Raw genomic sequence first — 21,972 nt, 5'->3', positions numbered from 1 at the left:
CCTTCTGCTGAAGGGCGTGCGGCCGCCCCGTGCCCGCCAGACCTGCAAACCCTAGCCAAAGGAAGCCCCAGGCGATGTCCAGCTACAGCAACAACTACTACACCGGGACCATGCGCCCCGCCGCGCAGCGCCCGGCACTGAGCGGCCAGACCCGCGCTGACGTGTGCGTCATCGGCGGTGGCCTGGCCGGCCTGAGCGTGGCCCGCGAACTGCTGGCGCGTGGTCGTTCGGTGGTACTGCTCGAGGCCGCACGGGTGGCCTGGGGCGCTTCCGGGCGCAATGGCGGCTTCGTGCTGCAAGGCTGGTCCGAAGGGCTTTCGGCGATCGAGCGACGCTGCGGCAAGCCCACCGCCGCTGCATTGTTCCGCTTGTCGCTGGAAGGGGTGGATATCGTCCGCGACACCATCGCGCAGAACCAGTTGCCAGGCTGCGCTGCCACTACCGGCAAGCTCAGCGTGGTGCGCTACGACGACGCCGACAACTTGCAGCGCACCCGCGACCGCATGGCCCGCGACTTCGGTTTCGAGATGGAATACCTGGGTACCGATGCGCTGCGCAGCCGCCTGAACACCGACCGCTACTTCCAGGGCTTGCGCGACAGCCACGGTTTTCATTTCCACCCACTGAACTACTGCCTTGGGCTGGCCGAACTGGTCGAGCTTGCCGGTGGCCGCATTCACGAACAGTCGCCCATGCTGCAGGTACAGCACAACAACGGCCATCATCGCGTGAGCACCGCCCACGGCGCGGTTATCTGCAACGACGTGGTGTATTGCTGCGGCGGCTACGGTGGCCCCGAGTTCGGCGCGCTGCGCCGGGCGTTCTTGCCGATTGCCACCTATGTCGTGCTCACCGAACACCTGGATGAGCGCTTGCGTGACGTGGTACGTACCACGGATGCGGTGGGTGACAACCGCCGCGCCTCGGACTACTACCGCATTGTCGAAGGCGACCGCCTGCTGTGGGGCGGCCATATCACCACACGCAACCTGCAGGACGAACAGCGCCTGGGGCAGTTGCTGACCCGCGACATCCTGAGCGTGTACCCACAGTTGCAGGGCCTGAAAATTGCCAAGGCCTGGTCCGGGCTGATGGGCTACGCCCGCCACAAGATGCCGCACATCGGCCCGCTGGGCCCGGGGCTGTGGGCCTGTACTTCATTTGGGGGCCATGGTATGAACACCGCACCCGTGGGCGCGCGAGTGGTCGCCGAGGCGGTCTGCGGCGAAACCGACCGCTACCGCCTGTTCGACGCCTATGGGCTGCAATGGAACGGCGGACCATTCGGGCCGGCCGCGGCCCAGACCGTGTATGCCGGGCTTAAGCTGATGGACAAGTTCCAGGAAGCCCGCGCGCAACACAGCAACTAGAACGACAACCAGGAACTGCCATGGACGCCCTCCCCCCCGGCGCACTGTTCAAACTCACCGAAAAGGACAGGCAATTGCTGGCGCTGCTGCAGGCCAACGCCCGCGAGCCCACCGCGTCGCTGGCGCGCAAGCTGGGCGTATCGCGCTCGGCGGTGCAAGAGCGCATCAACCGCCTGGAAAACGCCGGGGTGATCACCGGCTACAGCGTGCGCATCGACCAGGACAAGCTGCAGCAGGTGATCAACTGCTTCACCATGACCTCGTGCAGCAACAAGAGCTACACCGACGTGATGACCACCTTGCGCAAGATGGACTCGGTGCAGGCGGTGTATGCGGTGTCGGGCGAAATGGATTTCATCATCCACCTGACCACACACACCCTGGGCGAGCTGAATGCCGAGCTGACGTGTATCAACATGATCAAGGGCGTGACCCATACGGCTTCGCACATTGTGATGGAGACCAAGTTCAGCAAGAAGCTGACATTGTGATTGCGGTTCGTATTGTTTGCCGCGAGTTCCCCTGGATGATGAAAATCCCAAGGCAGCGCCCAAAGCCAATAACCCGTTGATACGCACCGGACGCCAGCCGAAATGCGAGGAAGCTCGGCGCTTCCTCGACGTTGCAGTCACAGATTGACTATGATCCCACCTTGAACGTTTCAGCATGTTTCAATAAGGATCCAGATGTCAGTCCAGGAACACCCCCCTCTCCCCAGTAAAAGCATCGTCGCCAAGATGGAAGCGGCCATGGCGCTGGGCAGCTTCGCCATCGGCACCGGCGAGTTCGCCATCATGGGCCTGATGCCCGACATCGCCAGCAACCTGCAATTGAGCGAACCGCAAGTGGGCCATGCAATCAGTGCCTATGCGCTGGGGGTCATGGTCGGTGCCCCCACGCTGGCGATTCTCGGCGCCAAGCTGCTGCGCAAGCACATGCTGCTGCTGTTGATGCTGCTGTATGCCCTCGGCAACCTGGCAACCGCTTTCGCGCCCTCATTCGGTGGCCTGGTCGCGTTCCGCTTCATCAGCGGCCTGCCCCACGGCGCCTACTTCGGCATCGCCGCGGTAGTGGCATCGAGCATGGTGGCCAAGGACCAGCGGGCAGGTGCGGTGGCGCGGGTGATGATGGGGCTGACCCTGGCCATGCTGCTTGGCAACCCGGTCGCCACGCTGCTGGGCCAGTACTTCGGTTGGCGTTCGGCATTCGTGCTGGTGGGCGCCATCGCGTTGTGCACCATGGTGCTGGTGTGGCGTTGCGTGCCCCAACGTCACGATGAAGTGCGCAGTGACCCGCGTAAGGAACTGCAGGCCTTTGCCCTGCCGCAGGTATGGATGGCACTGGCCATCGCCTCGATCGGTTTTGCCGGCATGTTCTGCGTGTTCAGCTACCTGGCACCGACCATGCTGCAGGTGACCCAGGCGTCGCCGCAATGGATTCCATTCGGCCTGGCGGCATTCGGCGTGGGCGGCATCGTCGGTAACATCGCGGGCGGCAAACTGTTCGACCGCCTGCAGTTCCGCGCTGTGGGGCTGGTACTGGTGTGGTCGGTTGCTGTGCTGCTGTTCTTCACCTTTGCCGCGCAGGCACTGTGGAGCCTGCTGCTGGGCATTGCCCTGGTAGGCACCATGATTGCCCTGGCAGCGCCGCTGCAGATCCGCCTGATGGACATTGCCCATGAAGCCCCAAGCCTGGCGGCGGCATCGAACCATGCGGCGTTCAACCTGGCCAATGCGCTGGGGCCGTGGCTGGGTGGCATGGCGATCACTGCAGGCATGGGCTGGACCGGCACCGGGTACATCGGTGCTGCGACGGCGCTGGTCGGCCTGGGTATCTACCTGGTGGCGCGGCGGATGAAGGGCGGGCATTGAGGCCAGCCTTCGGGACGAATGCCAGTCAGTCAAGCAATCGGGGCCGCTTTGCGGCCCATCGCCTGTAGGCGCAGCGTTGTGCTGCGAAAAGGCCTGTCTGATCGATGTACATGCATTGCCAATACTGGACTCTTCGCAGCGCAAGGCTGCTCCTACAGATATGACGTTCCTTTCAAGGAGACGATGATGCAATACGTGAAACTGGGCAGTACCGGGCTCGATATCTCCAGGCTGTGCCTGGGCTGCATGACCTTTGGCGAGCCGGATGCCGGCACCCACCCGTGGACCTTGGGCGAGGACGCCAGCCGGCCGATCATCCGCCACGCCGTCGAGCAAGGCATCAACTTCTTCGACACGGCCAACAGCTATTCCGCCGGCACCTCGGAAATCATCGTTGGCAAACTGCTCAAGGAATTCACCCGCCGCGAAGAAACGGTGATCGCCACCAAGGTGTTCTTTCCCGCCAACATGTGGGAAGGCGCCACCCGCCCCAATGAGCAAGGCCTGTCGCGCAAGGCAATCATGGCCAGCATCGACGCCAGCCTCACCCGCCTGGGCACCGACTACGTCGACCTGTACCAGATTCATCGCTGGGACTACCACACCCCCATCGAGGAAACCATGGAAGCCCTGCATGACGTGGTCAAGGCCGGCAAGGCGCGCTACATCGGCGCCTCGTCGATGTACGCCTGGCAGTTCGCCAAGGCCCAGCAGATAGCGGCCAGCAACGGCTGGAGCCGATTCGTGTCGATGCAGAACTACCTCAACCTGATCTACCGCGAGGAAGAACGCGAGATGATCCCGCTGTGCCTGGACCAAGGCGTTGGCCTGATGCCCTGGAGCCCGATGGCCCGTGGCCGCCTGACCCGGCCGCACGGGTTGCAGACCGAGCGCACGCGCACCGATGTGTCCGGGCAGTCGTTCTATGAAAACACCGAGCTGGAAGACGGCCGGGTGATCGATGTGGTCGAGCAGATCGCCGGCGAACGCGGCGTGCCAATGGCCCAGGTGGCGCTGGCGTGGGTGTTGGGCAAACCTGGCGTATCAGCGCCGATTGTCGGTGCATCGAAACCGGGGCACCTGGATGATGCGCTGGCGGCAATGGGGCTACAGCTGAGCGCAGACGAAGTGGCCCGGCTGCAGGCGCCTTACGTGCCCCACGCGGTGACCGGCTTCAAGTAGCGCTGGGCGCGGAAAATGCTCGACTCTGACACCTTCAGCCGCATGGGCAGCAACGACCCGAACCGACCACTGGGGTGGCTAGGCGAGCTAGTCACCCACGCCAAAAGCATTACAATGCGCGCCCCAATCTGAAATATGTTTTCCCCATGAAATCACTGCTTTACGCCGTAACCTTAGTGTTTTCCTTCACCCTGCCCGCCTTGGCCAACCCGCCTGCGACCTTCACCGAGGCCAAGGTGGTGGCCAAACAGAAGGTTTATCTGGACCAGGCCAGCAGTGCCATGGGCGACCTGTACTGCGGTTGCAAATGGACTTGGGTGGGCCAGTCTGGCGGGCGCATTGATGCGGCCTCCTGCGGTTACCAGACCCGCAAGCAGCAGAACCGCGCCGAGCGTACCGAGTGGGAACATATCGTGCCCGCGCACACCTTCGGCAACCAGCGCCAGTGCTGGAAGAACGGCGGCCGCGAGCACTGCGTGGATGACGACCCGGTGTTCCGCGCCATGGAGGCCGACCTGTTCAACCTGTACCCGGCCGTGGGTGAGGTGAATGGTGACCGCAGCAACTTCAATTATGGAATGGTCGCCGGCAATAGCGGCGAATATGGCCAGTGCACCACCAAGGTCGATTTCGCCCAGCGCGCTGCGGAGCCGCGTGACGAAGTGAAAGGTCTGGTAGCCCGCACCACGTTCTACATGTTCGACCGTTACAAGTTGAGCATGTCGCGCCAGCAACAGCAGTTGTTGATGGCCTGGGACAAGCAGCACCCGGTATCGGCCTGGGAAAAAGAGCGCGACCGGCGCATTGCCGCGATCATGGGGCATGCCAACCCGTTCGTGACCGGCGAGCGCAAATGGACAGCCGACTACAAGCCGGCAGGCGCTGGTGTGGTGCAAGCGGTGCCGGCCAAGGCGGCTAAGCCAGAGGCCAAGCCGAGCCTGGCCAGTGCCGGGTCGGTAGGCGCGGTGCTGGGCAACCGCAACAGCCACGTTTATCACCTATCGGTGGGTTGCCCGGGCTACAACCAGGTGGCGGCAAAGAACCAGGTCAGCTTCGCCACCGAAGGAGAGGCGCAGGCAGCGGGTTATCGAAAAGCCGGTAATTGTCGCTAGATCTGCATGGTATCTGGGGCTGCTGCGCAGCCCATCGCCGGCAAGCCAGCTCCCACAGGTCTTTGAAGGCTTGGGCCATCGCAGGCAAGCCAGCTACCACAGATCTTTGGTGGCTTGGGCCTTGCGCAGTCCGTGTGGGAGCTGGCTTGCCGGCGATGGGCCGCAACGCGGCCCCTTGATTTCAAGCACCACACACTTCATTAACCAGGTTCGCAGGCCGCTCACCGGCCAGCGCGCTGAGCAAGTTGTCCACCGCACACCGCGCCATGGCCTGACGGGTTTCCTCGGTCGCCGAGCCGATATGCGGTGTCGCCACCACGTTATCAAGCTGCAACAGCGGCGAATCCACCGCCAACGGCTCGTGCACAAAAACATCCAGCCCCGCCCCGCGTATGCGCCGGGCCCGCAGCGCCTCGATCAGCGCCTCCTCATCCACCACGCGCCCACGCGAGATGTTCACCAGTATCGCCTCAGGCTTCATCAGCGCCAGTTCACGCGCGCCAATCAGGCCTTCGGTGTTGGCACTGAGCGGCACCGTCAGACAAACGAAATCCGCCTGTTGCAACAGCTCATCCAGGCTGCATTGGCGCGCGGCATAACGCGCCTCCACTTCGGGCCTGGCGCTTCGGCTATGGTAGAGCACGCGCATACCAAAGCCCGCCGCAGCACGCCGGGCCAGGGCTTCGCCGATACGGCCCATGCCGACGATACCCAGCGTCTTGCCATGCACATCACTGCCAAACTGTGCGGGCCCCAGGTTGGCCTGCCAGCGCCCTTCACGCACCCAGTTCGCCAGCTCCACTACCCGCCTGGCAGTCGCCAGGATCAGGGCAAACCCCGTGTCGGCAGTAGTTTCGGTGAGCACGTCAGGTGTGTTGGTCAACATCACGCCTCGCCGGTTGAGCTCGGCAATGTCATAGTTGTCCACGCCCACCGAAACGCTGGACACGACCTCCAGCTGTGGTGCCAGGTCGAGCAGGCCGGCGTCCACGCGCAAGCTCGCGCCCAGCAACCCATGGGCGCCCGGCAAGGCGTCGCGCAAGCGGGCCAGGCCATCGGCCTGGGTAGTGTCCACCCAAGTCACCTCGACCCGCTCGTGCAAGCGTGCCATCAGGTCATCGGACAGACGTTTGTACAGCACGATTCGCTTTTTCATTGCGGTTTCCTAATGATTCATGACAAGGCGCGAGCTGCCGCGTTTGGCTCGACCAGATGTCTGCGAGGTATTGAGTACGGCAGTCAGCGCCACTGCGGTGAGCAGCGCGCCACACATGAACAGGTACGACGCGCCCGGGCCACCGGTGGCGCCGTTGAGGTAGCCCACCAGCCACGAGCCGCCGAACGAGCCCAGCGCGCCCATGCTGTTGATCAGCGCCATGGCGCCGCCGGCAACGTTGGCTGGCAGGATTTCGGGGACGATGGCGAAGAACGGGCCATACGGTGCATACATGCAAGCGCCGGCGACCACCAGCAGCGCATACGACAGCCAGAAGTGCTCGGTGCCCAAGGCATACGAGCCGTAGAACGCCACGGCAGCAATCAGCAGCGGCGGCCAGACGAAGCGCTTGCGCTTCTGCAGGCGGTCGGATGCCCAGGACACCCCGACCATGGCCAGCACGGCCGCCAGGTAAGGCACCGATGCCAGCCAGCCGGCCTGGACGATATCGACGTTGGCCGCCTGCTTGAGAATCGACGGCAGCCAGAGAACGAAGCCATAAACGCCGATGCTCCAGCAGAAGTACTGCAGCGCCAGGATGATCACCTGCGGCGAACGGAACGCCTCGCGGTAGTTCTTCATCGGTTTGATGCCCTGCTGCTCGGCCGCCAGCGCCTGCTGCAAGTCAGCCTTCTCCTGCTCGCTCAGCCAGCTCACCTGGGCCGGCCGGTCGTCCACCAGGCGCCACCAGAAAAATGCCCAGATGACCGCCGGGAGGCCCTCGATGATGAACATCCAGCGCCAGTCGAAGTGTTTGATCAGGTAGCCCGATACCACCGACATCCACAGGATCGTCACCGGGTTGCCGAGCATCAGGAAGGTATTGGCCCGCGAACGCTCGGCACGCGTGAACCAATGGCACAGGTACACCAGCATCGCCGGCATCACTGCCGCCTCCACCACCCCGAGCAGGAAGCGGATCCCGATCAGCATGTACACGTTGCTGACCATGCCGGTGAGCGTGGCAAGCCCGCCCCAGAGGATCAACGAAACGAAGATCAGCTTTTTTACGCTGCGCTTTTCGGCATAGATGGCGCCGGGTACCTGGAAGAAGAAGTACCCGAGGAAGAACAGCGCCCCCAGCAGCGACGACAGCACGGGGGTGATGTGCAGGTCTTCGGCCATGCCGGAAGCTGCAGCGAAACCGTAATTGGCGCGGTCCAGGTACGCCAGGCTATAGGTGAAGAACACGATCGGTATGATGTACCACCAGCGGCGCGGTGCCAGGCTTTGGCTTTGCATGGTTTGTTTCTCCTGAGCTTTTTGTTTTTGTTGCAACAGGTGACGCGGTTCGGCTGTTCACGCGCTGATGCGCAGTTCGTGAGCCTCCAGTTCATGGCGCAATGGCAACCCTTCCATGTCGCCGCGCGACTGCACGGCGCGGCTGCCGCACCAGTTGCCACGCGCTACCGCCCCGGCCACTGCGCGGCCTTCCAGTAGCGCACTGAGCACGCCCACGGCAAAGGCATCGCCAGCGCCGACGGTGTCCACCACCTGGCTGACCGGCACCGAAGCCACCTGCCCTTCGCCCTTGGCGCTGCGGAAATAGGCCCCCGCGTCGCCCAGCTTGATCACTACCAGCTCTACCCCCTGGTCGAGGTAGAAAGCGGCGATGTCTGCCGGGGTATGCTGGCCGGTCAGCAACCGGCCCTCTTCCAGGCCCGGCAAGACCCAGTCGGCCTTGACCGCCAGGCGGTTGATCTCCCGCACCATGGTGCGGGGGTCCGGCCACAGCGACGGGCGCAGGTTGGGGTCGAACGAGATGCTGCGCCCGGCTGCGCGCATGGCGTCCACCAGTGCGTGGGACAAGGCCCTACAGCCCTCCGACAGCGCCAGCGGGATGCCGGTGGCGTGCAAGTGACGGGCCTGCAGCAAGCCTGGGGCCACGTGCGCTGGCGACAGCCGGCTGGCCGCCGAGCCGCGGCGGAAATACTCCACCGCCGGGTCACTGCCATCGTCGCAGCGGGCCTTGAGCTGGAAGCCGGTGGGGCAACTGGCGTCCACCTCGACGGCGGAGCAGTCCAGGCCTTCGCGGCGCAGGCTGTCGAGCACGAAACGGCCCAGCGAATCGTTGCCTACACGGCTCAGCCAGCGGACCTTGAAGCCCAGCCGCACAAGGCCGATGGCAACATTGCTGTCGGCGCCGGCAATGCGCTTGCCAAACTGGCCGGCACTGGCCAGGTCCCCCGCCTGCTCAGCGACGAACATGGCCATGGTCTCGCCGAAGCACAGCACGTCTTGCTCATGCATGGCTCAGCTCCCCGGTCGATGCCGCCTGCAGCCCCAGCAGCGACAGGTCGCGCACCTGAGCACGGGTCAGCGTCAGCAGGTCGTCGCTGACCAGCGGGTACTCGACGGCGCGCACCACACCCGGGGCGAATTCCGCCATGAGCCCGGCCCACTCCCGCAGGTCGGCTGCTTGGGGTGGTACGGCAGCCAGACGACCATCGGCCAGGCGCTGAACGGCTTTGCAGTGCACATAGCGCACCCACCGGCCAAGTTGGCGCGCGGCTTGTGCTGCAGGCTCGCCCTGCCACTGCCAGTTACCAATGTCGAAGGTCATGCCCAGGCCCAGCCCAAGCTGGTCGGCGCGCTGCAAGAAGTGCTGCAGCGGTTCGATACGACCGCCTTGGCGAGTCTGGTCGTTCTCCACCAGCAGCAGCGGCCCGTGCACAGGCAACAGCGCTGCCAGGGCGGCCATGTCGCAGCGCTCATGGTAGTGCCCCAGCGAAACCTTGAGCGCTACCGCCCCCAGGGCGTGAGCAGTGTCCAGCTTGTGCGTCAATTGCGGGTCAGGCAGGCCTTGCTCGGTCCACAGTTCAAGCGGTGTGGAATACAGGCACTCCAGGTCCAGCGCGGCAATGACCGCACCCAGCGCTGCTGCGTCGGGAGTAGTGGCGAACAACTCTTCGCGCAACTCGACACGGGCGACGCCGGCGGCTGCCAGCAGGTCAAGAAACTGCTCCTGGCCACGTTGCCGGACAAAGTCGGCGCCATAGCTGGAGAGGCTGATGGAAACGGGGTTCGCGTGCATTGTTGTTGTCCTTATGAAACCGGTTTCATTTGTTGTCGACAGCAGGCACGCCAATGCCTGCCACTGGTTAGCGTGGGTGAGTTGAACCGCGGATGATCAGGTCGGCCTTGAAGTCGATGCGCCGGGCTGCCCCGCTGACGCCGCGCAGGCGGCCGAGCAGGCTTTCGAATGCCGTCACGCCGATACGCTCGGTGGGCTGGGCCAGGGCTGTGATACCCGTGCCGACCAAGGGGAACCAGTCGAGGTCGTCGAGGGCGATCAGCCCGACGTCTGCGAACAGATTGCGCCCGGCCTCGTGCAGGGCGCGGGTCACCGCCAAGGTGGCGACGCCGTTGCAGGTGAAGATGGCCTGCGGGCCATGGCCGCTGGCGGCCAGAAACGAAGCCAGCTGGGCGCCCAGCCCGGCGCTGGTTTCCAGCACCTGCTGGCGCATGCCGGGGCGACGGCTGATCGACTGGCCGAACGCTTGCACCCGCTCCTGCCGCGAGCTGGTGCCATCGAGCGGCTCGGTGACGGCCAGGATATCCCGGTAACCTTGTGCCTGGAGGTGGTCGAGCGCTTGCTCGACCGCATCGAAGTTATCCAGGCCGACCAGGTCGACCTCCAGCTCGGGCAACTGGCGGTCGATCAGTACCATGGGGATTTCGCGTTGCAAATTGAGCAGTTCGCCGGGGTGATGGCCGAGAGTGTTCACGATCAGCCCTTCGACGTTGTAGCTCTGCAGGGCTACCAGGTGATGGCGCTCCTGCTCGTCGTCGCGGTTGGTGTTGCATACCACCAGGCTGTAGCCGTGCTGACGGCAGGCGGTTTCCACACCATGCATCACCGCCACTGAATAAGGGTTGAGGATATCGGCCACCAGCATGCCGATCAGGCGCGTCTGGCCGCGCTTCAGCCCACGGGCCATCTGGTTGGGACGGTAGCCGAGGCGCTCGATGACCTCGGCCAGGCGCTTGGCGGTGGCTTCGGCCAGCAACTGGCGGTCGCCACCGATGTAGCGCGAAACGGTGGCCTTGGAGACGCCAGCGACACGCGCAACTTCGCTGATGGTGACCCGTTCGCGGTGATGGGCAGGCGCGTCGGTCATGGGCAGTCCTTATGATTGTTGTGGTAGCGATGAAACCGGTTTCAATACAGCAAAAGTATGCGTGTTCGTCAACATTTAGTTGGGCTGGGGCGTTTAATTTTGGGAGCGGCATGGCGGTTTTCATAGGGAATGCATCAGGCCTGGCAGGTGTTTGCCACAAGAGATGCAGCGCCTATGAGATCGAGCGCCGCCCGCGCGGCGCTTCGCGGGTAAACCCGCTCCCACATTTGTTGCAACGTGGCCATGCCTGTAAAAGCGGCGTTTCCCGCCTTGGTGCATGACTCAAGGCGAGCGTGGCGGCAGATGCGCCAGCCATGAAATCGCGTCGGCCCGACAAGGCTGGCAACCATGGCCTGACAGGTTTGGTACGTTGCAACAAATGTGGGAGCGGGTTCACCCGCGAAGCGCCGCGCGGGCGGCGCTCGATCTCACAGGCGCTGCACATGGCGCGGCAGGCTACTGTCAGCCCTGATGCAACCTTAGCGAAGCGCTTTCACATCACCTGCACTGACAGCATCCCCTTGGTTCCCCCAGCTACTCCGAATGAAATTCACCACTTCAGCAACCTCCTGGTCACTCAGCCGCCATCCAAACGCCGGCATGGTGACGTTCGACGGCGCGGTGTGCGTCGCCGGTATCGTGCCGCCTGCCAGCACCACATGAATCAGCGACGTGGCATCCGCCGTCTGCACCACCGGGTTGCCAGCCAGGGCCGGGAACACCCGGGTATAGCCCTGGCCATCAGTGCGGTGGCAAGCCGCGCAGTTGTCGATATACACCGCCGCGCCCGGCTTGCTGTCGTCCCCTTGCCATAGCGCCTGCGCCACCTGCTTGTCATACACATGCGGCTTGTCGTCAGGGTTGCTCGGCGGCAATGTCTTCAGGTAACGGGCGATGGCTGTCAGGTCGGCATCCGTCATGTGCTGCATGCTGTGCTCGACCACGTCGCTCATGCCGCCAAACACCGCGCTGCGGTCGCTGCGCCCGGTCTTCAGAAACTGCACCAGCTGCGCTTCGCTCCAGCTGCCCAAACCGTCCTTGTGGTCACCACGCAGGTTCTTCGCAATCCAGCCCTCCAGCGGCGCGCTGCCAGCCAGGAACTGCGCGCCATCCTCTGCACTGAGTGCTTTCTCCTGCATGGTCAGCGCGCGCGGCGTATGGCAGGCGCCACAGTGCCCCAGGCCTTCGACCAGGTACGCACCCCGGTTCACCACCGGGTCGGCTGCCGCCGATGCCTGCCACGGCCTGGCCTCTGGTGCAAACATCCCGCGCCAGATCGCCAGCGGCCAGCGCATGCTCAACGGCCACGGGATATCCGTGGCCTTGTTCGCCTGTTCGACCGGCTCCACGCCCCTCATGAAATAGGCGTACAGCGCCTGCATATCCTGCTCGCCGACCCGCGCGTAAGAGGGGTATGGCATTGCCGGATACAGCGTGCTGCCGTCCTTGCCGATGCCCCTGCGCACGGCCTGGTCGAAGTCTTCGAAGCTGTACTGGCCAATGCCGCTGGCCGACGGGGTGATGTTGGTCGAGTACACCGTACCGATGGGAGTTTCCATCGGCAGCCCGCCGGCGAACGGCTTGCCGCCCTTGGCGGTATGGCAGGCCACACAGTCGCCGGCACGCGCCAGGTACTCGCCCTGACGCACCTGGGCGTCTTCATTGGCGGTGGCCTGTGCCGTTGCACTGGCGCCCAGCAGCAGGGTTGCGATCAACAGTGTCTTCATGTTCATCGCTCCTCAAGCCTGGACCAGCGGGCCGGGGTTTTTCAGGTACTGCTCACGAATGGCGCGGGCTGACCAGTAGGTCAGCGCGGCCACCAGCCCGGTCGGGTTGTAGCCCAGGCCCTGCGGAAACGCCGATGCCCCTGGCACGAAAACGTTATGCACATCCCAGCTTTGCAGGTAACGGTTCAGCGCGCTGGTCTTCGGATCGGTGCCCATGATCGCCCCGCCGTTGAGGTGGGTGGTCTGGTAGCTGGCGGTGTTGAAGTGGTCCTTGACCTGCTTGCCCAGCACGGCAATGGCTTTGGGGTTCATTGCCTGGGCGATCTTGCTCAGCTTGTCGACCATGAACTGGTTCATCCTGATGTCGTTTTCCTGCCAGTCGAAGGTCATGCGCAGCAGTGGCTGGCCGTAGGCGTCGCGGTAGGTCGGGTCGAGGTCCAGGTAATTGCCACGGTACGACTGGTGAGCGCCGTGGGCGTCCATCGAGACCTGGTGGGTGTAGTAATCGGCCGTGGCCTTTTTCCAGGCGCTGCCCCAGGCTGGTGTACCGGGCGGGTTGGCGGTGCCGGCAATCGGCCGGCTGCCGGCCTGGTTCACCCACATCGGCGAGCCACCGACGAAGCCGTGGGGGCCGTGGTCGAAGTTGTCGGCGTTGAAGTCATCGATGGCGATGCCGTTGCCACCGGCGCCGATGAAGTTGTTGGTGTAGGTGTCCTTGTCAAAGAACGCCTTGACCGTACCCATGTTCTGGTAGGCGAAGTTACGGCCGACCACGCCTTCGTTCTGCACCGGGTCATAAGGCTTGCCAATGCCGGACAGCAACATCAGGCGCACGTTGTTGAACTGGAACGCGGCCAGGATCACCAGCTCTGCCGGCTGTTCCACTTCGCGCCCCTGGGCATCGATGTAGGTCACGCCGGTAGCCTTGCGCTTGCTGTCGTCCAGGTTTACCCGCAGCACGTGGGCGTCAGGCCGCAGCTCGAAGTTGGGCACCTGGCGCAACGCGGGCAGAATGTTCACGTTGGGCGAGGCCTTGGAGTACATGTAGCACACGTAACCGCTGCAGAAGCCACAGAAGTTGCAGGGGCCCATCTGCGCCCCGTAGGGGTTGGTATACGGGCCTGAGGTGTTGGCCGACGGCAGGTTGTAGGGCTTGTAGCCCAGGCTGCTGGCGGCCTTTTCGAACAGCCTGGCCGACACTACGTTCTTCTGTGCAGGCAGCGGGAACGCGCTGGAACGGTCCGGCGCATAAGGGTTGCCGCCCTTCCCTTCACCGACCACCTGGCCCTTGACCGTCCAGGCCTGGCCGGAGGTGCCGAAGACCTTTTCGGCAAAGTCGAAATACGGCTCCAGCTCTTCATAGCTGACGCCAAAGTCCTGGATAGTCATGTCTTCGGGGATGAACTTGCGGCCGTAGCGCTCTTCGTAGTGGCTGCGCATGCGCAGCTCGACCGGGTCGACCCGAAAGTGCACACCCGACCAGTGCAGGCCCGCGCCGCCTACGCCTTTACCTGGCAGGAAGGCGCCGAGCTGGCGATTGGGCAGCGCCACGTCATGCGCGCCGTGGCGGATGGTGACGGTTTCTTTCGACACATCGACAAACAGCTTCTTGCGCACGCTGTAGGTCAGCTCGTCGATCACCTGCGGGTAGCTGCCTTGCGGGTACGTGTCCTGCATCGGCCCGCGTTCCAGGGCCACCACGTGCAGGCCAGCTTCGGTGAGTTCCTTGGCCATGATGGCGCCGGCCCAGCCGAAACCAACGATCACCGCATCCACTTTTTTCAACACAGTCGCCATGCCTCAGGCCCTCTCACCGCGAATCGAAACAGCCGGGAACGGGTACGGTTCATTGCGCTCGACCCAGTCCATGAAATCGGCGCGGGCACCCGGGAAGCCGATCTGGGTCCAGCCGACCATGCCCTTGTTGCCACCGTGGATCGGGTCGCAGAAGAACCCTTCACGGGTGTTCTGCACCAGCAAGCTGAAAAACACCTTGGCCGGGACGGTGTCGAAAAGCAGCTCTCCAGCCTCGACTTTGCTGAGAATACGGTCGCGGGTAGCGCTATCTTGCGCAGCAAAAACCTGACCGCCATTGGCCTTGCACCAGCCATCCACGGCGGCGATGCCCAGGCGGTAGATCTGCTGGGGGCTGAGTTGCAACTGGTAGCCCATCTCGGGGGCAGCATCGGCGTTGAACGGGCCGTGCATGTACCACTGCGCGCCCGTCGCATAGGGGGTGTTCATCTGCCGGTCGATGAATTCGGCGGCGCCGGCTTCGAGCGCGCCGGGGCCCAGTTCGTCCGCCGGGATGATGCGCGACACCGCGGCCTGCACAAAGGCCCATTCTTCAGCGCTGAAGAAGGTCGGCTGGTAATGGCCCGCCGGTGGAGCGGCAGGCACTTTGGGCTCGGGCTGCGGGGCGGCAAGCAGTTGGCTGGCACCCGCCCCTAGCCCGGTACTGGCCACGGTAACGACCGGGATCAGGGTCAGGGTCTTGCGCAGGAAATCCCTGCGCGGGTTGTCCGGGGCATGCTCAGGCATTGGAATCCTCATCGGCTGTGGCGGCCTTGACAGGCGCCATCTGTTTTTCAATGTGGGTGTTGATCTTGATAGGCCATCAAGAAGACAGCCGAATAATCTAACGCGTTCAGAAATGTTTTGAAACCGGTTTCATGCTTGACATCTTGACAAATGAACGTTCAGGGAAGCTGTCGGGCCAAGGTTTTTTCACATGCAGCTCACTGTGTATCAACATCCCGCTGACTACAGTGCCCCCGCTCTCGTATCAAGCGAGCAGAATGGAGTGGCAACATGCAGCATGGCGTTCTCGGCAATTCCACCGTTTCACGGCTTGCGCAGGCTGCCACCGGACTGCACCTGTCTCAGAACCCTAACGTATACCCCACAATCACCCGGTTCTCGTCCGCCGCATCGGCAAAGTTCGAGCGCATGCTCGCGTTGCGCCAGCGCAGCGATACATTCCTGAGCAGACCTGACTGCACCACATAGGTGATATCCGTGGTCCGCTCCCACTCCCGGCCTTCGCCACCGCGGGCCGCCAGCGCCCTGCCCTTGGCGCTGGCAATACGCTGTGGGTCGACCTGGTCACCCGTCACATAGCGCACGTTGAAAGTGAGCCCCGGGATGCCTAGCGCCGCGAAGTTGTAGTCGTAACGCACCATCCACGCCCGCTCGTTGGCCAGCGCGAACGTGCTGACCTGCTGCTCGCTGAACAGGTAGGTATCGGTCCCCCCGACGTAGGCATACGCCGTATCGCCACGGCCTTTCTGATACCCCCCACTCAACGTGTGCCCGCGGACGCTGTAGCCGAAGTTGGTGCTGAGGGTCTGGTTGTCGACCTCACCCAGCAGCGCCCGGCCCTGATCGCGCGCATCGAACCATCGCCATTCGGTGAAAACCTCGCCAGGCCCCAGGCCGGTCTTGAACCGCAATCCGGCGAAATCACGGTGGAACAGATCTTCAAGTTCACTGGTATGCACGCTCAGGGTCAGATTCGCCAGGGGTTGATAATCGACCCCGGCGTAGTACAGCCGATCACTGGTAACGGTTGCCGAATAGGCGCCCTGCTGTGCCATTGCAGTCAGGTCCTCATAGTCAGTGGAGTCGCGAAGCTTGGTGCCATCCACCTGCAGAAAGGTGAATGTGAACCGGTCCAGGTCCTTGCTCACCAGTTGCGCACCGTTGAACCACTGGGGAAACAATCGGCTGTTATTGGACGCCAGTAACGGCAACTGCGGGCTCAGGCCGCCGACCTTCAGCTCTGTATGCGCCAACCGGGCTTTGAAAGTGGCGACGGCTTTGGCGTATTCGTCTGCAGCGCGCCTGTCACTGCCCCTGGGCAGCAATCCGGTGCCGCTACGGTCGGGCGACGAATCCAGCTTTACCCCGAGCATGCCCGCTGCATCCAGGCCGAAGCCGACCACGCCTTCGGTGTAACCCGACTGCAAGCGCAGCATCAAGCCCTGGGCCCATTCACCACGCCGGGATTGCGCGGCTCTGTCGCCGTGAAAGTCGCGGTCGAAATAGAAGTTGCGCAGTTCCAGGCTGCCGCTACCGTCCCCCATGAACGCGGCGTGGACGGTTTGGCAGGTGCAGCAAAGCGCCGCGAGCATCAGCGATGCCCGCCGGGAAATAACGATCATGGGATGTGCCTTTTTCTTGTTGTTGTTCGAAGACTCAGCGCCACTCAGCTTCTGGGGTTGCGCACGTAGCGCATCACCACCAGGCAGGCGATCAGGATCAGCGGCGCGATCGACAGCATGCCCATGTAGGTGCTGCCGGTAAGGTCATTGATCTTGCCCACCATCACCGGCGCGACAATGCCGCTCAGTTGCCCGACCGAGTTGATTGCCGCAGTGCCGGTGGCAATCGCCAGCCCCGAGAAGGTCGATTGCGGAATGGTCCAGAAGATCGGGATGGCGATGAACGTGCCAGCAGTAGCCAGCACCAGTGCGGCCATCATCGCCACGGACGAACCGGAAAACAGGCATGCCAGCAGATAACCCGCTGCCGCTGCCAGCAGGCAGTACACCAGGTAGCGCTTGCGCTCGCCGGTGCGGTCGGAGCGGCGGGTGAGCAGCACCATGCCGACGCAGGCTACTGCGTAGGGCAGTGCCGACAGCACGCCAACCCAGAGCATGTCCTGCACACCCGAAGACTTGATCAGGTGCGGCATCCAGAAATTCAGCCCATAGGAGGCGGTTTTGACCACGTAGTAGATGAACGCCATGATCGCCACTTCACGGGTCAGCAACACCCGCCACAGCGAGCCGAGAATCGGCTTTGCAGTGCGTTTGTCCTCGGCCAGATTCTGTACCAGCAGGTCCTTTTCTTCGCGGCTCAGCCACTTCGCCGATTCGATATCACGGTCCAGCTTCCACAGCACCAGTACGCCCAGCACCACGCACGGCAGGCCGGACATCAGGAACAACCAGTGCCAGCCGGCCAGGCCCAGCACGCCGTCCATGGTGCCCAGCAGGAAGCCCGCTGCAGGCCCACCGACAGCCCCGGCCAACGGCACCGCCAGGAACCACAGGCCATTCATTTTTGCCAGGTGTTTGCGGGGAAACCAGCACGCCAGGTAGAACAGGATCGCCGGGCCTAATCCGGCCTCCATCACGCCGATCAGAAACCGCAGGAAGTACAGCGTGTGCTGGGTATAGGCGAACACCAGCGCAGCCGTGGCCAGGCCCCACGACACCATGATCCGGCAGATCCACGCCGGTGCTCCGTAGCGCTTCAGGCCAAAGCTGCTGGGCACTTCGAACAGCACGTAGCCGACGAAGAACATGCTCGCGGCCAGGCCGTAGGCGGCATCGCTCAAGCCCAGTTCCTGCTGCATCTGAGCCTTGGCGAAACTGATGTTGATGCGGTCGAAGTACGAGAACAGGAAGCAGATGATGGCCAGCGGCATGATGCGCCAGGCCACGCGGCGGTACAGCAGCAATTCGTCGATGTGGCTGTCGTTGCGCTCACGCGCGAGTTCGCCGGTCATGGCAACCATGGTGGATCTCCATTGTTGTAATTATTGGAGAGCAGCAGCACCTCCGGGGGCGCCGCCTGCAGGGTTTTCAGCGGATTCGGACCAGCTTCTCCTTGAACGCCTGGCCTTTGCCGACATACTCGGCGGCATTGCGCTGCATGCTGGCGATGGCTTCTGCCGTCAGCTCGCGCACCACTTTGGCCGGCGCCCCGAGGATCAGTGAATTGTCAGGGAACACCTTGCCCTCGGTGACGATAGCGCCGGCACCGACCAGGCAGTTGTTACCGATGACCGCGCCATTGAGCACCACCGCCTGAATGCCGATCAGCGCGCCGTCACCGATAGTGCAGCCATGCAGCATGGCCTGGTGCCCGATAGTCACGCCGCGCCCGACGGTGAGCGCAAAGCCAGGGTCGGCATGCAGCACCGCACCTTCCTGTACGTTGCTGTGCTGGCCGATATGGATGGGTTCATTGTCCCCGCGCAGCACGGCCTGCGGCCATACACTGACGCCTTGTTCGAGCGTAACGTCGCCGATCACCGTGGCATCTTCGGCAACGAAGGTTTCCGGGTGAAGGTTGGGCGTGCGGGTGTCGTATTGATAGATCGCCATTTCAACTCGTCCTCAGGCTGCGTCGTCGGTTTTCAGTACGCCCGCCGCGCAAAGCTCGGCAATGTGCGCATCGCTGTAGCCCAGCTCACGCATCACCTTGCGTGTATGCTCGCCAATCCGTGCAATCGCCCGGCGTGGCTGCAGGCGCTGGCCGTCCAGCGACAGTGGCAGCAACGGCATCGGTGTGTGGCTGCCGTCTTCGAGCTGAAGCTCGGCCATGCCGCCACTCTGCTGCAGGTGCGGGTCATCGAACAGTTCTTCAGGCCGGCGAATCGGCGCGAAGGGAATGCCGTTGGCTTCCAGTTGCAGCGCCAGTTGCCCTGCGTCGAGTAGCGTGAACACTTCGGCCAGGTGCGCCAGCAGACGTGGCCGCTGCAACACGCGGTCGTTGTTGCTGGCCAGCGTCGGGTCATCGAGCAAAGCTGCCTGCCCCAGTACCTGGCACAACGCCCGCCACTGCCCTTCACCGGTAGCCGCCACGAACATCTGCTCGCCGCCGGCGAAGGTGAACACGTCATAGATGGCCCAGGCACTGTTGCGGTTGGGCATCGGCGCTGCCGCCTCGCCGGTGACCACGTACTGCTGCATGTGCTGGGCTGCCAGCAGTACGCAGTTCTCGTACAGGGCGCTTTGCACTTCGCGGCCACTGCCGGTGGTGTGGCGCTCATTGAGCGCCGCCAGCACGCCAATGGCCCCGAACATGCCGCCCATGATGTCGTTGACCGAGCTGCCCGCACGCAACGGGCGGCCCACTGGCCCGGTCATGTAAGCCAGGCCCGCCATCATCTGCACCACCTCGTCCAGCGCCAGGCGGTTGTCGTAGGGCCCGCTGAGGAAGCCCTTGTGCGATGCATAGATCAGCCGGGGGTTGCGCTGACGCAGCGCGGGGTAGCCGAACCCCAGCTTGTGCATCCGGCCGGGCTTGAAGTTTTCGATGAACACGTCGGCGGTGTCGATCAGCTGCAGGACCGCCTCGCGGCCCTCAGGGGTTTCGACATCGACGGCGATGCACTGCTTGTTGCGGTTGAAGGTACGAAAAAAACCCGCCCCCGCACCCAGCAAGCGGCGCGTGCCGTCACCGCGCACCGGTTCGATCTTGATCACTTCGGCACCCAGGTCACCGAGAATCATGCCGCAGGTCGGGCCCATGACCATGTGTGAAATTTCGACGACACGGATGCCGTCCAAGGGAAGTCTGGACATCGTGGTGCTCCTCGTTCAGGCAGGTCAGGCGTGCTGTTCGGTGTGCGGCGAAGGGTGGGCAAAGCCAAGCGGCAAACCGGCGCGGGCAATACACCCGTAGAGAGGCTCGCCCGGCAGCGCTTCAGTCAGTACCTGGCGCGAAGCGATCAGCGCAGGCAGGTCGATGCCAGTGTCGTAGCCCATGCTTTGCAGCATGAACACCAGGTCCTCGGTAACGGTGTTGCCGGACGCGCCCGGGGCGAACGGGCAGCCACCCAGCCCGGCCAGCGAGGCATCCAGCTCGCCGATACCCTGCTGCACCGCCACCAGGCTGTTGGCGAGGGCCAGGCCGCGGGTATCGTGGAAGTGCGCCGCCTTCAGCCGCTCGCCGGCAATTGCCCGCACCGCCTGCAGTACGGTTGCCACCTGGCCGGGGTTGGCGTAGCCGGTGGTGTCGCCCAGGGAGACCAGGTCACAACCCGCCTCGATGACCTGGCGGGTCAGCGCGCAGAGGTCGGCCAAGGGCACTTCACCCTGGCGGGTGCAACCAAAGGCTACCGACATGCCAGCCACTAGCTGCACATCGTGCAGGCCCATTTCGGAACGCAGTTGGCACATGCGGCCCAGTTCTTCGACCATTTCCATGGGTGTGCGGCGCACATTGGCCAGGCTGTGGGCCATGCTCACCGACACCGGGGCAACGATGCGCTGCGCACCCGATTCCAATGCGTCCCTGGCGCCACGCAGGTTCGGCGCCAGCACAGTGACTTGCAGGTCGGGGTATGTGAGGGCGTGGGCCACCACTTCGCGCGCGTCGGCCATTTGCGGCAGCAGGCGTGCAGGCACGAACGAGGCGACTTCCATATGGCGCACGCCGGCAACGTAGGCGGCGTCGATCCAGCGGCGTTTGGCAGCGGTCGGCATAATCGTTTGCAAGCTCTGCAAGCCATCACGCAGGCCGACTTCGTTGATTGTTATTGTTGTCATCACGGTCTCTCTGTCTGAAGCGTTGCGCCAGACTAAAAGCTGGGTGCCAAGCAGAAAAGACGTGTTTCACGGGCTGATCCATCGCCAGCCACGATGGATCAGCCAGGCGCCTGCCAGGCCGGTGCGCGCAGCAGCAAGTGGTCAAGCAGGCGCCGCGCCGACAGGGACAATGCGTGCCGGTCGCGCATGCAGATGACGAACTCGCCCAGCGCCCAGTCGTCGGTCAGCGGAATCACCTTCAGGTCGAACAACGTCGCATACCGGCCCACAGCCTCTTGCGGGAATACGGCCAGGCCCAGGCCGAATTGCACCAGGCGGTATGCCGCGTCGAACGACGATACGTAGGAGCGGAAACGCAGCTCCCCACCGGCCTGTTCGGCCCTTTTGCGCATGAAGGTGTTCAGGGTGGCGAAGGTCGACAGGCCCAAGTGCTCGTACGCCAGTGTTTCTTCGAAGGCAAGCTGCTGGCGAGTAGCCAAGGGGTGGTCCGCACCGACCACCACGGCCAGGTGATCTTGCCGGTAGGGCACGAACTCCAGGTCGCCGGTTGCCATGGATTTGCGACATATGCCCAGGTCTGCGTTGCCTTCGGCCACGCCTCGTACCACGTCGGGGCTGAAACGTTCTTCGATGTCGGCCTGGATCAGCGGGTTTTCCAGCATGAACGCCGACAGTTCCTCGGGCAGGAACTCCATGATCGACGACACATTGGCCAGCACCCGCACATGACCACGCGCACCTTCGGCGTATTCGCTCAGCTCGCTGTCCAGGCGTTCCATGGCGCGGGTCATTTCCCGCGCATGGCGCAACAGGGCCAGGCCTGCCGGGGTCGGCTCGACACCGCGCTTGCTGCGAGTGAGCAAGGCGGTGCCGAAGCGCGCCTCGATGTCCGAGATGCGTTTGCTGACCGCAGACGGCGCCATGAACGCACGCTCGCCGGCGCGGGCGATGGTGCCCGCCTCGCAGACGATGATGAACAGGTTCAGGGACAGGGGGTCGAGGGGTTGCATTGCTGGGCTCGGGTCGGGGATGGAAGCGCAGACTGTATCAGGGCCTGACCCACAGATCTCCCGGTGATGGGCCCGGCC

The 21,972-nt window shown here is 63.7% G+C and carries 19 protein-coding genes; 5 read left to right on the top strand and 14 right to left on the bottom strand.

Annotation, left to right across the window (positions count from 1 at the left end; translation table 11 throughout):
• The first annotated feature begins 74 nt into the window (after positions 1–74).
• The 5 genes from AC5O5R_RS13290 (at position 75) to AC5O5R_RS13270 (ending at position 5,535) form a co-directional block, all read left to right on the top strand.
• Entirely contained in the window at positions 75–1,370 is a 1,296-nt protein-coding gene (locus AC5O5R_RS13290) for an NAD(P)/FAD-dependent oxidoreductase (RefSeq protein ID WP_172227527.1), read from the top strand.
• Positions 1,371–1,390: 20 nt separating this feature from the next.
• The gene (locus tag AC5O5R_RS13285) at positions 1,391–1,861 is read left to right on the top strand and encodes an Lrp/AsnC family transcriptional regulator (RefSeq protein ID WP_172227525.1); all 471 of its coding nucleotides are present in this window, start codon (positions 1,391–1,393) and stop codon (positions 1,859–1,861) included.
• A 195-nt stretch (positions 1,862–2,056) separates the two neighbouring features.
• Positions 2,057–3,241, top strand: coding sequence for an MFS transporter (locus AC5O5R_RS13280; RefSeq protein ID WP_172227523.1), 1,185 nt, complete (start codon positions 2,057–2,059; stop codon positions 3,239–3,241).
• Positions 3,242–3,427: 186 nt separating this feature from the next.
• Complete coding sequence (locus AC5O5R_RS13275; protein WP_494515452.1) at positions 3,428–4,423, top strand: aldo/keto reductase; 996 nt, start codon at positions 3,428–3,430, stop codon at positions 4,421–4,423.
• Positions 4,424–4,569: 146 nt separating this feature from the next.
• Positions 4,570–5,535, top strand: a complete 966-nt coding sequence (locus AC5O5R_RS13270; RefSeq protein ID WP_172227519.1) for an endonuclease — start codon at positions 4,570–4,572, stop codon at positions 5,533–5,535.
• Between the two features lie 181 nt (positions 5,536–5,716).
• On the opposite strand, the gene AC5O5R_RS13265 is transcribed toward AC5O5R_RS13270, so the two are convergent.
• The 14 genes from AC5O5R_RS13265 to AC5O5R_RS13200 all read right to left on the bottom strand — a co-directional run bounded on the left by AC5O5R_RS13265 (position 5,717) and on the right by AC5O5R_RS13200 (position 21,894).
• Positions 5,717–6,691 carry a 2-hydroxyacid dehydrogenase gene (locus tag AC5O5R_RS13265; RefSeq protein ID WP_172227517.1) on the bottom strand — a complete coding sequence of 325 codons (975 nt, stop codon included), beginning with the start codon at positions 6,689–6,691 and terminating at the stop codon, positions 5,717–5,719.
• Positions 6,692–6,700: 9 nt separating this feature from the next.
• Positions 6,701–7,993 (bottom strand): MFS transporter, encoded by a 1,293-nt coding sequence (locus AC5O5R_RS13260; protein ID WP_172227515.1) that lies wholly within the window; start codon positions 7,991–7,993, stop codon positions 6,701–6,703.
• A 57-nt stretch (positions 7,994–8,050) separates the two neighbouring features.
• A complete protein-coding gene (locus AC5O5R_RS13255) occupies positions 8,051–9,001 on the bottom strand; it encodes a sugar kinase (protein ID WP_494515451.1) in 951 nt (316 codons plus the stop codon).
• Positions 8,994–9,785 (bottom strand): AP endonuclease, encoded by a 792-nt coding sequence (locus tag AC5O5R_RS13250; protein ID WP_172233548.1) that lies wholly within the window; start codon positions 9,783–9,785, stop codon positions 8,994–8,996. Before AC5O5R_RS13250 ends, AC5O5R_RS13255 begins: the two co-directional genes overlap by 8 nt.
• 67 nt (positions 9,786–9,852) lie before the next feature.
• Positions 9,853–10,872, bottom strand: a complete 1,020-nt coding sequence (locus AC5O5R_RS13245; RefSeq protein ID WP_494512677.1) for a LacI family DNA-binding transcriptional regulator — start codon at positions 10,870–10,872, stop codon at positions 9,853–9,855.
• 479 nt (positions 10,873–11,351) lie between these two features.
• On the bottom strand, positions 11,352–12,599 hold the full coding sequence (locus tag AC5O5R_RS13240; protein ID WP_172227832.1) for a cytochrome c: 1,248 nt from the start codon (positions 12,597–12,599) through the stop codon (positions 11,352–11,354).
• Positions 12,600–12,611: 12 nt separating this feature from the next.
• Complete coding sequence (locus AC5O5R_RS13235; RefSeq protein WP_172227830.1) at positions 12,612–14,396, bottom strand: GMC family oxidoreductase; 1,785 nt, start codon at positions 14,394–14,396, stop codon at positions 12,612–12,614.
• A 3-nt stretch (positions 14,397–14,399) separates the two neighbouring features.
• Complete coding sequence (locus tag AC5O5R_RS13230; RefSeq protein ID WP_172227828.1) at positions 14,400–15,140, bottom strand: gluconate 2-dehydrogenase subunit 3 family protein; 741 nt, start codon at positions 15,138–15,140, stop codon at positions 14,400–14,402.
• Between the two features lie 341 nt (positions 15,141–15,481).
• Entirely contained in the window at positions 15,482–16,762 is a 1,281-nt protein-coding gene (locus AC5O5R_RS13225; protein WP_172227826.1) for an OprD family porin, read from the bottom strand.
• Between the two features lie 44 nt (positions 16,763–16,806).
• Positions 16,807–18,123, bottom strand: a complete 1,317-nt coding sequence (locus AC5O5R_RS13220; RefSeq protein ID WP_172227824.1) for an MFS transporter — start codon at positions 18,121–18,123, stop codon at positions 16,807–16,809.
• 67 nt (positions 18,124–18,190) lie between these two features.
• Positions 18,191–18,715 carry a gamma carbonic anhydrase family protein gene (locus tag AC5O5R_RS13215; RefSeq protein ID WP_172227822.1) on the bottom strand — a complete coding sequence of 175 codons (525 nt, stop codon included), beginning with the start codon at positions 18,713–18,715 and terminating at the stop codon, positions 18,191–18,193.
• 12 nt (positions 18,716–18,727) lie between these two features.
• Positions 18,728–19,918 carry a CaiB/BaiF CoA transferase family protein gene (locus AC5O5R_RS13210; protein WP_172227820.1) on the bottom strand — a complete coding sequence of 397 codons (1,191 nt, stop codon included), beginning with the start codon at positions 19,916–19,918 and terminating at the stop codon, positions 18,728–18,730.
• A gap of 24 nt (positions 19,919–19,942) precedes the next feature.
• Positions 19,943–20,884 (bottom strand): hydroxymethylglutaryl-CoA lyase, encoded by a 942-nt coding sequence (locus AC5O5R_RS13205; RefSeq protein ID WP_172227818.1) that lies wholly within the window; start codon positions 20,882–20,884, stop codon positions 19,943–19,945.
• 98 nt (positions 20,885–20,982) lie between these two features.
• Complete coding sequence (locus AC5O5R_RS13200) at positions 20,983–21,894, bottom strand: LysR family transcriptional regulator (protein WP_494512672.1); 912 nt, start codon at positions 21,892–21,894, stop codon at positions 20,983–20,985.
• Positions 21,895–21,972: the final 78 nt, after the last annotated feature.

The sequence above is a fragment of the Pseudomonas sp. 8_5_2 genome, from assembly GCF_059295255.1.
The sequence above is the reverse complement of the archived record's forward strand: the minus strand, read 5'-3'. Positions and strand labels throughout refer to the sequence as shown.

Coding starts and splice junctions, on each gene's coding strand:
- AC5O5R_RS13290 (WP_172227527.1), top strand. CDS start 75: ATGTCCAGCTACAGCAACAACTACTACACCGGGACCATGCGCCCCGCC.
- AC5O5R_RS13285 (WP_172227525.1), top strand. CDS start 1,391: ATGGACGCCCTCCCCCCCGGCGCACTGTTCAAACTCACCGAAAAGGAC.
- AC5O5R_RS13280 (WP_172227523.1), top strand. CDS start 2,057: ATGTCAGTCCAGGAACACCCCCCTCTCCCCAGTAAAAGCATCGTCGCC.
- AC5O5R_RS13275 (WP_494515452.1), top strand. CDS start 3,428: ATGCAATACGTGAAACTGGGCAGTACCGGGCTCGATATCTCCAGGCTG.
- AC5O5R_RS13270 (WP_172227519.1), top strand. CDS start 4,570: ATGAAATCACTGCTTTACGCCGTAACCTTAGTGTTTTCCTTCACCCTG.
- AC5O5R_RS13265 (WP_172227517.1), bottom strand. CDS start 6,691: ATGAAAAAGCGAATCGTGCTGTACAAACGTCTGTCCGATGACCTGATG.
- AC5O5R_RS13260 (WP_172227515.1), bottom strand. CDS start 7,993: ATGCAAAGCCAAAGCCTGGCACCGCGCCGCTGGTGGTACATCATACCG.
- AC5O5R_RS13255 (WP_494515451.1), bottom strand. CDS start 9,001: ATGCATGAGCAAGACGTGCTGTGCTTCGGCGAGACCATGGCCATGTTC.
- AC5O5R_RS13250 (WP_172233548.1), bottom strand. CDS start 9,785: ATGCACGCGAACCCCGTTTCCATCAGCCTCTCCAGCTATGGCGCCGAC.
- AC5O5R_RS13245 (WP_494512677.1), bottom strand. CDS start 10,872: ATGACCGACGCGCCTGCCCATCACCGCGAACGGGTCACCATCAGCGAA.
- AC5O5R_RS13240 (WP_172227832.1), bottom strand. CDS start 12,599: ATGAAGACACTGTTGATCGCAACCCTGCTGCTGGGCGCCAGTGCAACG.
- AC5O5R_RS13235 (WP_172227830.1), bottom strand. CDS start 14,396: ATGGCGACTGTGTTGAAAAAAGTGGATGCGGTGATCGTTGGTTTCGGC.
- AC5O5R_RS13230 (WP_172227828.1), bottom strand. CDS start 15,140: ATGCCTGAGCATGCCCCGGACAACCCGCGCAGGGATTTCCTGCGCAAG.
- AC5O5R_RS13225 (WP_172227826.1), bottom strand. CDS start 16,762: ATGATCGTTATTTCCCGGCGGGCATCGCTGATGCTCGCGGCGCTTTGC.
- AC5O5R_RS13220 (WP_172227824.1), bottom strand. CDS start 18,123: ATGGTTGCCATGACCGGCGAACTCGCGCGTGAGCGCAACGACAGCCAC.
- AC5O5R_RS13215 (WP_172227822.1), bottom strand. CDS start 18,715: ATGGCGATCTATCAATACGACACCCGCACGCCCAACCTTCACCCGGAA.
- AC5O5R_RS13210 (WP_172227820.1), bottom strand. CDS start 19,918: ATGTCCAGACTTCCCTTGGACGGCATCCGTGTCGTCGAAATTTCACAC.
- AC5O5R_RS13205 (WP_172227818.1), bottom strand. CDS start 20,884: ATGACAACAATAACAATCAACGAAGTCGGCCTGCGTGATGGCTTGCAG.
- AC5O5R_RS13200 (WP_494512672.1), bottom strand. CDS start 21,894: ATGCAACCCCTCGACCCCCTGTCCCTGAACCTGTTCATCATCGTCTGC.